We start from the raw sequence: 12,874 nt of genomic DNA, 5'->3' as shown, positions 1-12,874 counted from the left end.
CAGAAAACCCCAGGTCACATAGCTCGTGGCCTGGGGTTTTGTGCTTTCCGAGATCAATCCGCGGGATGAGCCACCCCTTCTGGGGTGAGGTCCCGCACCGGCACAGCAGCGCCGTTGCGGGACCTCACGCCCGTATCCGCGGAGGACCGGATGCAACGCGTCGGCGTGACCAACCCCGTACCGTGATGTCGGTCCGGAGCAGAGTGCGGAGCTGTTGGACCGGTTGCAGGCGTCGCTGTTCGGGGATTTGCCCGGCTGCGGAACGGCCCTCGTCGCCGATGGGACGATCCCGGACGTCGCCGGTTCTGCACCATTCCAGGCCGGCACCGCGCATCACTGTGCGGTCAGGGTGAGGTGCGGTGGCCACCAGGGGCCGCGCCCCCCATCCCGTCGCCAGGTGTCGAGGTGGGAGCAGAGGGTGTGAATGGCTTCGTGCCGCCCGTCGACGCCGACGCCGCGGCGTAGGGCTTGCACGAGGAGCAGCAGCAGGGAGCCGGCGATGCCGTGCGCCACCCGGCATTCCCGTGGCTCTGGGTGAGTTCCGCGCTGGTGCCACGGTTGGGGTCGTGTGCGACCCACCAGCCGGGTAGCTGGTGGCCGTCGACGTTCGCGGGGTGGGGTGAGGGCGGCGAGATGGTGCGGGACCTCTTCCAGTGCGCTGCTGGTCGGGTCCGCACGGAGGAGGTAGGCGCCGATGCCGGTCAGGCCGCAGAAGAGGTCGTACTCTCCAGCCTGTGGGCCCCGGCCGCGAGGTGGTAAAGCTGATGCGCCTGCATACGACGGCACCCAGCAGGTGTGGCTTCGCCCTTTACTGTGCCGACGGCGACCGCCACCAGGGCTCCCTACTGCCCACCGGCGGCCATGTCCGGCAACCTTTCGCACCTCGGGGGCACCGCAGTGGGCTTTTTGTCAGGACGCAAGGCGGTCGCCAGCAGGACTGCTCCGGAGAGTGCGAACAGCATGGCCCAGACCGCGCTGACGTGCATGGCGTGGATGAACGCGTCATCGGCGGCGTGTGCCAGGGCGGGCTGGTGGATCGCGGCGGCAGTGTGCCGGGCCTGTTCCGCGGAGACCCGCGCCTGGTCCTGCACCGGGCCGGCGTACTCATGCAGGGAGCCTTCGATCGCGTGCCGGTAAGTGATCGACATGATCGTGCCGCCTACCGCGATTCCGAACAGGCTGCCGGCCTGTCGTGCGGTGTTGATGACGGCCGATCCGGCGCCGGCCCGTTCCAACGGCAGGGCGCTCATGAGGCCCCCCGTCACCGGACCGATCACCATGCCGATCGACAGGCCCTGGATCGAGAAGGCGATCTCGTTGAAGAGCAGCGGGGTGTGCAGCCCGAAGAGCATGTTGCAGCCCATGGCCAGCCCCGCCGTGGTCAGCGCCGTCGCGGTGACCACGCGGAGCGTCCAGCGGCGGGCCAGTCGGACGCCGAGCGGCGCCCCTACTATCGTCCCGAGCGCGCTCGGGGCGAACGCCAGGCCCGCTTGCAGCGGCGAGAAGCCGCGTGCGCCCTGCAGGTAGAAGGCGCTGTAGAAGCTGGCGGCGGTCATGGCAAGCATGAGCAGCCCGAGCGCCACGTTGGCGAGGCCGAACATGCGCTGGGCGAGCAGCCGGGGGTCGAAGCTGGGCTGTCGGCGGCGCAGTTCGACGAGCACGAAGCCGGCCAGCAGGACCACTCCGACGGCGATCGTGCCCCATACCGACACCGGGTTCCAGGAGGCCACCTGCCCCGCGTGGATCAGCCCGTAGGCCAGGAAGGCGAGCCCGCTGATCGACAGCAGCAGCCCGGCAAGGTCCAGCGGACGCGGGCTGGGACTGCGGAAGTTCGGGACCAGGGTGGCGATTCCGATCAGCGACAGCACCGCGATCGGGATGTTGACCAGGAAGATCGAGCCCCACCAGAAGTGGTCGAGGAGGACGCCGGCCAGCAGCGGGCCCGCGGCGACTCCGACACCGGCGGACGCCGAGGAGATGCTGATCGCGGTCGCCCGGGCGGGACCGCTGAAGGTCCACATGAGGATGGCCATCTGCGCGGGCATGATCAGCGCGCTCCCCATGCCCATCGCGGCCCGCGCGGCGATCAGCTGGTCCGCGTCGCCCGCGTACGCCGCCCACACCGAGGCGCCGGCGAAGACCGCCATCCCGATGGCGAGTATGTTCCGGTGCCCGAAGCGATCGCCCAGGGCGCCGGAGGTGAACATCAAGGTGGCGAAGACCAAGGTGTACGAGCCGGTGGCCCACTGCAGCTGGGCGGGGCTGGCACCCAGTCCGCGGACCGGATCGGCGAGGGTCTCGAAGGCGGTGGTGAGGATGGTGTTGTCCAGCCAGATCAGCAGCGAGGACAACAGGAGTACGGCGAGGATCAACTGCTGCCTGGACTTCGGCAACGTTGGAAGCGTCGTCATGGGAACCTTCAATTAGATCGTCAAGAACCTGACGATCAGATCATGGCATAATCGTCAGGAACCTGTCGATCCCTGAGGAAGGCTGAGCATTGGATCCCCACCAGGATGAGGTCGGGTCGCTGACCTTCATGGTCCGCAAGGTCTGGCTGAACATGCGGTCCGCAATTGCCGCAGAACTCAAGGCATTTGGGCTGTCGACCCCGCAGTACGCCACCCTGCTCATGACCGAGGCGCAGCCTGGGATGTCGGCCGCGGAGGTCGCCCGGGAAGTGGCAAGCTCTCGGCAAGCCGCCAACGAGATGCTCGCCAGTCTCGAACTGGACGGCCTGATCGAACGGCGCCCGAATCCGACCGATCGGCGCAGCCACCAGATTCACGTCACCGAATCCGGGCGGGCCCGCCTGGCCGAAGCTCGCATCGCCGTCGACCGCCGTGAAGCCGAACTGGAAGCTGCGTTCACGCCGGAGCAGAGAGGCGCGGCCCGCGACTGGCTCGAAGGCATCTCCGAGGCCTGCCGCTGAGTTGAGCCCAGGCTTGTCACCGCCGCCTCCGCGCACGACTCCATCGGCGGCAAGCTGCTGCTCGATGACCTGGCCGTGGCACATCCCCATGTCTCCAAGGTCTGGGTGGACGGCGGCTACCAGAGCATCGTCTTCAATCATGGTGCCGGACTCGGTGTCGACGTGGAGGTCGTGCAGCGGTCGCGGGCGAAGGGGTTCGAGCCGCTGTCGAAGCGCCCCCGCCCCGTAGAAGACCGTTTGCGGGACAGTCCTCAGCCCGGCATCGACTTCGTCATCCTTTCGAGGCGTTCGCCTTTGCGCGCTGCTTACGGTAAAGCGTGATGGCCTGATCCGGCGGATAATTGGGGACGGTCGAGATCTTGCCCGTGTCCTTGGCCACCACGAAATTACTGCCGCCGGGAGGCGCGGGGACCGGCCGGCCGTTCTGGTCGACGGGCTTCGCGAAAGTGGCGTACACCAGATATCCGAGGTCGAATTCCTGGACATGCATCGGCGCGAGCGTGCCGTCGAAGGAGCGGGGCTGGCCGAATTGCCTGCGCACCGACTCCAGCGCCTCTTCGGCGTTCGTGGGCGCGGCCTGCTGATCCATCGGATAGTTATTGTCCGAAGTCATGCGAACTCCTTCGTTTTATGTTAATGCATACGCAGGCGGACGGACGCCGGTTCAGGGGCCTCCTCGATATCTGAGGAACCGACCGGATCTCCTGGCGTCCGGCGCCCGAATATGGGTGGGCCCGCCAGGAGATCCGGTCGACCGGTCACATCAGGCTCGGCTGAATCTTGGTCCAGAGCGAGTCCAGGTGATCGATATGCCGGTCCATTTCCCGGACCATGGCATGCTTCGCGTCCGTCGTCGCGTCTTCCTTCCGCTTCTTGAACTCGCGCTCGACGTCCTTCCTGAGATCCTCACGCACGGCCGCATCGCTCTTCTCCTTGGCGGCCGCGATCTCCTTGGCCCTCCATTCGGCCGACCTGTCCGTGCGGCTGTTGATCCGGTCCTCCAGGTTCTCGCGCACCTCGGTCGAGACCATCCCGTCGACCTTCTTCTTCTCCACCTTCTTCTCGATGTCGAGCCTCTTCTTCGCCGCGACATCTTCCGGGTCGGTGCGATACGTCGTGCTGTAGTACACCTTCGTGCCGTCGAGACCCTGGCTCCGGAGCACCGTGGAACACTTCGCGTGTCCCTGTCCGTTTCCGCAGGGCTCACGTTCCGTATAGACGGACTTCAGCGCGTATTGCTTGTCGCCCTGATTGACGCGCTTCAGCCAATCGACGAGGTGCTTTTCGGAGTGCCGGCCCGAGACGTACTTCTCACCGACCGGCACGGATGAGTCGCTGACGTAGTGCGTTTCGCGCTCGGGCGGCGGACCCTCGACCTCGAGCACCGCATAATTGCGATCCGTGAGGTCCGGGCTGTTGTGTCGCAGGCTGGGCGGCATATTTCCGGTGACCTTGAGGTTGTCGAGGAACTTCTCGCTGCTCTTGCGGTGTCCCCGCACACCCAGTGATTCGTCCGAGTTCTTGGCGACGCTGTCCTTCGTCTTTTCCTGGAGGTCGCCTTCGCCCTTGTTTCGGTACGGCTTGTCGATGTGCTCAGGGTTCTTACCCACACCGTGCTGATCGTGAAATCCGACGCTGAGCCGGGCCAGCGACGACACCACCGCGAGTCGTTCACCGCGATCCAGGTCCTTGAATCCCGGTAGCCGCTTCTCAAGATCGCTCTGGGGGAATGCGCGCGGACCCTTACCCGCGTCCGGCGACGGCGATTTGGCATCGCCGGTCGAGGCACGCAGCACCTGCGCCAGACTCCCGTCGTTCGCCCAACGGTCCAGATTGCCGTGGACGCGGTCGAGCGGAATCCGGTGTACGTCGCGGTCCCGGCGGAGCTCGTTCTGCAGCCGGTCCGGCGGAATCCCGTACTCCTTGGAGCCTTCCTTCTCCGCGTCGAGGGTGTGCTTGCCCTCCTGCTCCTGCTTGGAGGTGTCGCTGTCGCCCCGGTCCTGCGGGTCGGAGTAAGACACTTTGTCGACGTCCATCGCGTCGTCGTCGTGCTTCGGCGGCGAGGCCGACGTGGACGCCGAGGACGCCGAGGACGAAACGTTCGCATCGTTCAGGTGCAGTGCGGCGAGGCCCTCGTGGTCCGGCTCGCTCTTCCTTTTCTTGTTCTGGACGGGGTTGGAGTCGGGGTTGGAGTCGGAGTTGTCCTGGGCCGGCGGCCCGCTCGCCTTCCGCTTCCCGGCAGGTGCCTCGGGAGCCGGCGGCTTGGGACGCGCGGCCGGGGGCGTCTGGTTCGGCCGGACGTCATTCGGCCGGGCGTCATTCGCTCGGGCGTCAGGGGACGTCTGGCCAGGCCGTCCATCAGGCGTGCCGGGAACGGGGGCGTCGGGCCGACCCGACGTCGGCTGGTTCTGGCCGTCGCGGGTCGAGTCGGCGTCGCGCGCGGGGGTGTCGCCGTGCGGCGGCGGTCCTTCGGCAGGGCGGCCGGTAGGAGCGTCCGATGCGAGTGAAGTGGACTGCTGGTGATCGTTCGTGGGGCTTTGGGTGTCCGGAGCGCTCGCGGAGTGGGGGTTGGTGTTGGGGTTGGGCGGGGTGGTGTGATCGCCGTCCGGGGTGTGCGGCGTGCCGTCCGGCGAACTGTTCGGGTCGGTACTGGTGTTGGCCGGACCGTCGCCGCGGTCGTTGCCCTGGCCGGAGCCCTCGCCGGGGTCCGCCTCGTGCTGCGGCTGCTTGGCGGGATCGTTCGCGTCCGGGGTCGGACCGTGATCGTCGGGCGCGGACTTGGGCTGTGTGTCGTTCGACAGGTGGGGGTCGGCGAACTGGTTGTTGTCGTACGACTGTTGGGAGTCGGTGGACTGATCTGACTTGGTGGAGTGGGCGTCATCCGGCCCGAGGGAGCCGGTGTCCGGATCCGAATCGTTGGGCACCGGGTTCCGGTTGGCGTCGAGCGGGATGTACCAGACGTCCGTGGCGCCCTCGGTGTTGATGGGCTGGTAGCTCACCTCACCGCTCTGGGTGTCTACCCAGACGATATTGCCGTTGTGGTTGACGGCGTTGAACGCATGGCCTCCGCCGTCGGCCCAGCTGACCTGAACGATCGCGGAGGAGCCCGGACCCAGGTCCTGGAGGTTCTGCGCGATCAGGTCATGGCCGTCGGGGCCGCTGCCCATGTAGGTGTGCGGGGCTCCCGTCCAGTCGATGAAGTTTTCGTTGGCGTTCGTCTCCGGGGACCAGTAGTCGAGGCTTCCGTCCGGGTTGAGGTCCTGGGTGCGGGGCGCCGAGACCTGCGGATTTCCGTACCAGGTCTCTAGGAACGAACGGCTGCAGTCGGCACAGTTGTTGGAACGGCCGGGCACGCCCGGGCCACCGTCGTTCTGCAACTGGGACCACTTGCCGAACGGGTCGGGGAAGCGCTGCGGGGTGCCGTCGTCGTTTTTCGGGACGGCGGACTCCAGAGCGTGCTGGTCCGCGGCATCGGGTGGCAGCAGACCGCCGGGCCCCTCTGGGATGCTGTCCCGGATCTCATCGAGGCTGGGCCGGTCGTCAGTGCCAGTGTCCGACGAGCCCTTGTCGTCGGCGTTGGAATCGTCAGCCGAAGAGTCGTCGTCCTTATTGTCAGCGCCGCTCTTGACGTCGTCGGGGCCACCGTCCTCCGACTTGTCACCGTCAGGCTTGTTGCCACCCGGTGCGTTGCCGACGGCCTGGTCGTCGTCGGCTTGGTTGTTGTCGGGCGTGCCGTCGTCCGACTTGCTCGCGTCGGGGCTTTCCGACTCTGGCTTTGTGCTGTCAGGGCTCGGTCCGTTGCCGTGCTCGGCATCCGGCTTGTGTGCTTCCGGCTCGTCCTTGCCGTCCGACTGCTTGCCGTCCGACTGCTTGTCGTCTGGCTTCTGGTCCGAATTCTCCGGCTTCTGGTCCGAGGGCAGGTCGTTCGGAACCTGATCCTTGCCCGGGGCCTGGTCCTGTGCGGAGTCGGACTGGCCGTCGGGCTTCGGCTGGCCGTCGGGGTTCAGCTCGGCATCCGGCGTGGAGCTGTCGTTCGGAACGGAATCCGGCTTGTCCGCCGTATCGTCCGCCGGAGTGCCGGAATCGGGCTTCTCCGTACCCTGATCGGGCGAGAGCTGCGAATTGTCGCCCTGCGAGACCTGCTGATCCGGAGTGCTCTGCTCCGGACCATGCTGGTCGGGAGTGGTGTGCTCCGGCCCTTCGTTGGACGGGGACGACACAGGCTGGTCCTGCGACGACTCATCGCCGGCGGGCTCATTCGGTCGGTCGCCGTGGTAACGGCCGTGACGATGTTGTCGGCCAGGGCGTGCCTCGTCATCGGGCGTGGAGCTGTCATTCCGACCGCGGTCGGGCGAGGAGTCTCGGCCACCGCTGTGACGGCCGCGACGGTCCTCCGCATTGTCCGCCGGAGTGCCGGAATCGGGCTCCTCCGTGCCGTGGTCGTCAGGCGTGCCGGGAACGGGGGTGTCGGGCCGACCCGACGTCGGCTGGTTCTGGCCGTCGTGGGGCCGCGGCGGTGCTGAGGCGTCGCCGTATGGGGGATTGGGTGAGAGGCCGGCGAATTGGTCGGGTTCTGGGGAGTCGTCTGCCGAAGTGTCGGCCGGGGGGGGCGGGGACGGGGTTGCCCAGTGAGAGGCCGTGTGCGGGGTCGGGTGAGAGGCCGGCGAACGGGTCGGCTTCTGGGGTGTCGTCTGCCGAGGTGTCGGTCGGGGGGGAGGTTGCGGGATCGCCTGTTGAGGCGTTGCCGTATGGGGGGTTGGGTGAGAGGCCGGCGAATTGGTCGGGTTCCGCCTTGACATGGGGTCGGATACCGAGAAGTCGCTGGAGTCGGAGGAGGTAGGGGCCACTCGGCTGTGGAACCTGCTGATCCGGAGTGCTCTGCTCCGGACCATGCTGGTCGGGAGTGGTGTGCTCCGGCCCTTCGTTGGGCGGAGACGACACAGGCTGGTGCTGCGACGACTCATCGCCGGCGGGCTGCTCGGGAAGCGGCCTCTCGTGGCGAGGCGGTTCGGCGCGCGGAGGTTCGGCGCGCGGAGGCGTGGGCCGCGGACGCGATGCCTGGTCAGGCGCGCCCGGGCGCTGGCGCGGGGGAGCATTGCGCGTACCGCCGAAGGACGCGCTGCGAGAGTCCCGGGCCGTTGTATGACCGCGGTCCGGCGCGCCGTTGCCGGTCGGCATGGAGCGCGGCGGCGCAGCGGCGGACGATGCGCCGGCGGGCGCACTCGGACCGGGCATGGGGCCGCCACCCATCATCACACCGGGCGGCGGGGACTGCGGAGTGGAGGTCGGGGGAGTGTTTGCGGCGCCGGCCACGTCTCCACCGCCCTGCGACGGCGCAGACACGTGCGGAGCGGGGGGAGCCAGCGTGGCACCCTCCGTCTCCATGGTGATCGGTCCGTCGTCCGAGCTGCTGGGTGAGTGCTGCTGAGGCGAGCCGTACGAGGACGGGCTGGTGTGGCTCGTGGAAGTGGCATGGGGTACTGCGACCGGGGGCATGCCGCCTCGGCCGCCCACTCCGGCGCCGTTGCCGTTGCCATTGCCGTCGCCGTTGTGCGATGCCGAGTGGTCGGAGCCCGAGGCCGTGGCGGGGGTGCCGTCCGGCGTGGGCGACGACGAGGGGTCGCTCGTGCTCGTCTGGGAGGGGTCGGCCGAGGGGCCACCCAGAGAGGGGTCCACCGAGGGGTCGCTAGTGCTCGTCTGGGACGGGCCGCCCGCGTCATGTGGTGCCGCAGGGGAGGGCGAGGAGTCGGAGGGCTGAGGGGACGACGGGGAATGCTGCGGCGTTGAGTTCGAGTCGGGGCTCAAGTCCACGGCGGGGGTGTGGTGTTCCGGGCCCGCAGCAGGCGGGCCGTCCACCTGGTGGGGCGTCGGAGACGACACGCTGTCGGGACGGGGACCCGCGTCCGGCGTCGGCGAGTTGTCCGGGTGGTGCGACTCCGAGACCGGGGGGTTGCCGGGCGCGGAGGAGTCTGGTGTGGGGTTGGGTCCGGAGTCGGGTGCCGTGTGCGTGGAGTCCGGGGTGCCGTCTGGTGTGGCGTCCGGTTGAGGCGTGGCGGAGAATTCGGTGTGCGCCGGCCCATCCGGGGCAGGGCCGCCGTTCTGCACGGGGCCGGACTCCGGGCCGCTGCTCGTGTCCGGTCGCGGTCCCGAGTCCGTGGTCGGCCCCGACCCGGAGTCGTGGGAGGGACCCGCGTCAGGGGAGGGACCCGCGTCAGAGGAGGACGGCGAGTCGCCGCCGGGCGGAGCGTCGTGGTAACCCGCGTCGAACGGGGTCAGCTGATTCGGGGGCGGGGAGTCGGCTCGCGCGGGGCTGGACTCCGGGCCGCTGCCATCCGGCGACGGGCCGCCGCCATCTGCGGACGGACCGCCGCTCGACGAGGAGGAACCCGTGTTTCCTCCGGCGGAGTTCGTGGAAGGCGAGGGGCCACCGCCCGTACCGCTGCCGCCGGAGCTGTCGCTGTGCGAAGGGCCACCGGACGAGCCACCCGCCCCAGTGGAAGAACCGTCGGAACCGCCGGAGGAATTGCCGCCAGAGGAATCACCGGAGTCCCCGTGGCCGGAGGGCGAACCCTCCGATGACGATGACCCGCCCGACGACGAAGACCCACCGGGTGACGAAGACCCACCTGCCGGCGATCCGGCCCCGGAACTCCCGGTGCCGCCGCTCGTCTCACCCCCACCGGAGGAGCTGTTCTCGGAGCCGCTTCCGGAGCCGGGCTCGGAATCCCCGCCGGAGTTGTGCCCCGCCGCCGAATCCAGTCCGTTCCGGACGTGACCTCCGGCCTGGGCGCCCAGGCCGTCGCGCAGCGACTCGCCGAACGTCTGGCCCGAGTTCTTGAGCGCTTCGGCGCCTTCCTCTACGCCCGTGTTCAGCGTACGGCCGGCGTCGAAGCCGCTCTGCGCGCCGAAGCCGATGTTCACGGACTGCGCGACGATGTCCGAGATCATGGCCTCGAGTGCCGAGACGGCCGGTTCCTTGACCGTCTCGAGGATCGCGTCGAGGATCTGCTTCTCGGCTACCTTGAGGAGCTTTCGTACGATGACCCGCGCCGCGGCCGTCGCGCCAGCGATTGCCAACTCGGACAATCCGAAGGTGAACGGTGCCGCCGCTTGAGCCGCGATGATTTCCGCTGCGAGGATCGCCAACTGGGCGATCACCGCGACTTTCATGCCGATGACGAGTCCGGCAGCGGCATCCAGCGCGACGGCGATGACCTCCGCCACGGTGCGCGCGTCGGAGAAATAGCCCGAGCCACCGGTGAACTTCTCCCACGTGCTGTTGAAAGCATCGATGGAGTCGCCGGTGTTCTGGGAGATCACATTGCCGGCAGCTGTGACGCCCTGTTGCTGGAGGCTCTCTACTCCGGACGCGAAGTCACGCCATTGCTGGGCGCACTCCATCAACTTGTCTTCGTCTGCCGTGGGCCAGTTGAAGCCCACCATTTCAAGGACCCATTCAAGTGCGCCCGGCAGCATCAACGACACGGCTGCGTTCCCCCGACTGGCAATAATTCAGATATGTACAGGGACAAAGGAAACGAAAAGGCATAACAGCGAAGAAGGGTGAGCGGTCGAACTCCAAATTCGGGCCACTCGATGCGTACACGGTCAGAACGCTACGTATGCGGTCTCATGCGTTGGGGTTCTTCAACTGGCCGAGCACCGGACTGTCCGCCTCGGCGTTTGCTCTATGAGGGCCTTGGGGCTGGCCGAGCACGGGGTTGTCCGCTACGGCGCCTGGGTTATGAGGGCCTTGGGGCTGGCCGAGCACGGGGTTGTCCGCTACGGCGCCTGGGTTATGAGGACTTTGGGGCTGGCCGAGCACGGGGTTGTCCGCTACGGCGCCTGGGTTATGAGGGCCTTGGGGCTGGCCGAGCACGGGGTTGTCCGCTACGGCGCCTGGGTTATGAGGACTTTGGGGCTGGCCGAGCACGGGGCTGTCCGCTACGGCGCCTGGGTTATGAGGGCCTTGGGACTGGCCCAATACCGGGCTGTCCGCTACGGCGCCCGGGTTATGAGAACCCTGGGACTGGCCCAACACGGGACTATCCGCGTTGGGGCTCTTCAACTGGCCGAGCACTGGACTGTCGGCCGCAGCGCCCGCGCCATGGGGGCCTTGGGGCTGGCCCAGCACGGGACTGTCCGCCGCAGCGCTTGCGACGTCGGGGCGCTTGAACTGGCCGAGTACCCGGCTTTCTGCCAGGGCGAATGCGGTTCGCTGCTTCATCATGGAATCGTTGAAGCTCTCGTCGGCCTCGTGGTTCTCGGCCATGTTGTTCAACCCGCTCCCGATGTCCTGGAGCTTCGTGGCGAGGTGGCCCATGGACTCGTACATGCCGTCCCGCAACCCCTCGTAGACGACGCCGAACTTCCCTCCCAGGTCGTCGTCCCCCCACGGAGGTGTGTCCTGGCCCTCCAAAGAGGTCAGGGCAGTCTGTAGCTTGTCGACAAGGCTCTGATAGTCCTTGCCGATCGTGTCGAAATCTCCGCCACCTTTACGCAATGACGCGATGTCGGCCTTGAACCCGTCTCCCACCGTTTTCCCCTCGGTCAGGACGTTGCCGCGGTCAAGTCGGTACACAGCCACGTCAGTACTAGAAGTTTTTTAGCCATCCAGGTTGACATGCCCTTAAGGTGCAGCTTTCTGCAACTTCGTCACAGGGCTGCGGCCCTGCTGGCATCCGGAAAGGTGAGCCGCTCCTGATCGCCGCGTGACCTGCCAACCTTCGCTCCTTCGCTACGCCATTTCGCCACTTGTGTGTGGCGAGCGCCGATCCGGGACACGCACGCCGCTGTCATCAAGTTTTGAACTCAACACCCGGTGTGGTGGTGCCGTGGCGTAACTCTCATGCAAGGACACGCTCCGGCTCGCGCCCGGCGGCCCGGGCCCGAAGGGGAGCGCGTGCGTGCTACGGCTCTCCCGAATCGTCTCCAGGGTTCGGCGCCCGGCACGGAATGTATGACAGGGAATGCACGACGAGGAATTCCTGACAAGGAATGCCCTACAAAGACTGCCCGAAAGGGAAGGTGCGATGGGCCTGTGGCCGAGTGTGGGGCATCGGATGAGTGAGGAGGCCGGGCAGGGGTCGCCTCGCGGAGAGGGGCCGATCCTCATGGCGTTGCCAGCGGCCAAGTGCCCGAACTGCGCTCGGAGCGTGGGGCAGGTCACGCCGCCGGCGTCCTGGCCAGGTGCTGTGGAACGTACCGCGCCTGATCTGTGTCGCTGGCGACTTCACGCCCTACGACGTCCACGCCGTGCGCGAGCACCGGAGGTCGATCGACCTGGTCCGCTACAGACTCTTCGGCAGCGACCTGCTCGGGCTTGAGACTGTGGCGTCCGTCAGCGGCGGGATGCGTCACTGGATCGATGGCGTCACCGCGGCGGGCGAGGGCCGTCAGGCATTGGTAGAGCTGCCCATGCTGCGGTAGCGCGAAGTCGCCTGGCTGCAGCCACCGCATCGCCTTGAGTTCGTCCGGGTGGGCGGTTGCGGTGGCGAGCAGCAGGCGTTCCTCGTCGAGGGTTTCGTCCAAGGTCCCCCGCCGCGGCGGCGGTGTGGCAGGAGTGCAGGGCATGGAGCCGGGGTGCGGGACGAACTGGGGGGCGAGTTCGTCGAGTAGCGGCTCAGGGCGTCGGCTTGCGCGAGGGCGGTGGCTGCCGGGTTGGGCAGGGTGGTGTCGGTGGCGGTCTGGCACAGCCGGTCGGCGTGCTCGCGGAGCGTCCGGCGGGCGTGATCGGCACGGACCATGCCCGCGTACGCCGTGGCGTGCTGGGGCCGGGGGCAATTTTCGATGAGGGTGTGCAAGTAGGAGGCAGTCAGCCCCGGCGCTTCGGGCCGCGCCTTGTCCAGTGCGACATTGAGCCAGGTGCTGTCCGTCGCACGCGCCTTCGGGCTGGGGAGAGCAACGGCAGGCATTGCGGTGAAGAGCACGCTGTGGGCGTGG

7 protein-coding genes and 1 pseudogene are annotated in these 12,874 nt (G+C 67.8%); 2 read left to right on the top strand and 6 right to left on the bottom strand.

The window, feature by feature from the left end; genetic code table 11:
* Positions 1 to 333 precede the first annotated feature (333 nt).
* Both CG747_RS47940 and CG747_RS13005 read right to left on the bottom strand, forming a co-directional pair.
* On the bottom strand, positions 334 to 513 hold the full coding sequence (locus tag CG747_RS47940) for a hypothetical protein (protein ID WP_180985505.1): 180 nt from the start codon (positions 511 to 513) through the stop codon (positions 334 to 336).
* A 329-nt stretch (positions 514 to 842) separates the two neighbouring features.
* Positions 843 to 2,411, bottom strand: a complete 1,569-nt coding sequence (locus tag CG747_RS13005) for an MFS transporter (RefSeq protein WP_257980378.1) — start codon at positions 2,409 to 2,411, stop codon at positions 843 to 845.
* A gap of 89 nt (positions 2,412 to 2,500) precedes the next feature.
* On the opposite strand from CG747_RS13005, the gene CG747_RS13000 reads away from it, so the two are divergent.
* A complete protein-coding gene (locus CG747_RS13000) occupies positions 2,501 to 2,932 on the top strand; it encodes a MarR family winged helix-turn-helix transcriptional regulator (protein WP_100601852.1) in 432 nt (143 codons plus the stop codon).
* Between the two features lie 271 nt (positions 2,933 to 3,203).
* On the opposite strand, the gene CG747_RS12990 is transcribed toward CG747_RS13000, so the two are convergent.
* Entirely contained in the window at positions 3,204 to 3,545 is a 342-nt protein-coding gene (locus CG747_RS12990) for a hypothetical protein (RefSeq protein WP_100601851.1), read from the bottom strand.
* A 145-nt stretch (positions 3,546 to 3,690) separates the two neighbouring features.
* Positions 3,691 to 7,152, bottom strand: coding sequence for a toxin glutamine deamidase domain-containing protein (locus CG747_RS12985; protein ID WP_180985504.1), 3,462 nt, complete (start codon positions 7,150 to 7,152; stop codon positions 3,691 to 3,693).
* Positions 7,153 to 9,703: 2,551 nt separating this feature from the next.
* Between CG747_RS12985 and CG747_RS47165 the strand changes: the two genes are divergently transcribed.
* Positions 9,704 to 10,483 carry a hypothetical protein gene (locus CG747_RS47165; RefSeq protein ID WP_146022077.1) on the top strand — a complete coding sequence of 260 codons (780 nt, stop codon included), beginning with the start codon at positions 9,704 to 9,706 and terminating at the stop codon, positions 10,481 to 10,483.
* 79 nt (positions 10,484 to 10,562) lie between these two features.
* Here the strand turns inward: CG747_RS47165 and CG747_RS49290 are convergent, their stop codons facing one another.
* Positions 10,563 to 11,519 (bottom strand): hypothetical protein, encoded by a 957-nt coding sequence (locus CG747_RS49290; protein ID WP_257980377.1) that lies wholly within the window; start codon positions 11,517 to 11,519, stop codon positions 10,563 to 10,565.
* 827 nt (positions 11,520 to 12,346) lie between these two features.
* Positions 12,347 to 12,505: pseudogene (locus tag CG747_RS49285) on the bottom strand (replicative DNA helicase); the annotation flags it as partial.
* Between the last annotated feature and the right edge of the window lie 369 nt (positions 12,506 to 12,874).

This window comes from Streptomyces sp. CB02959, assembly GCF_002803155.1.
GTDB lineage: Bacteria > Actinomycetota > Actinomycetes > Streptomycetales > Streptomycetaceae > Streptomyces.
The sequence above is the reverse complement of the archived record's forward strand: the minus strand, read 5'-3'. Positions and strand labels throughout refer to the sequence as shown.

Coding starts and splice junctions, on each gene's coding strand:
- CG747_RS13005 (WP_257980378.1), bottom strand. CDS start 2,411: ATGACGACGCTTCCAACGTTGCCGAAGTCCAGGCAGCAGTTGATCCTC.
- CG747_RS12990 (WP_100601851.1), bottom strand. CDS start 3,545: ATGACTTCGGACAATAACTATCCGATGGATCAGCAGGCCGCGCCCACG.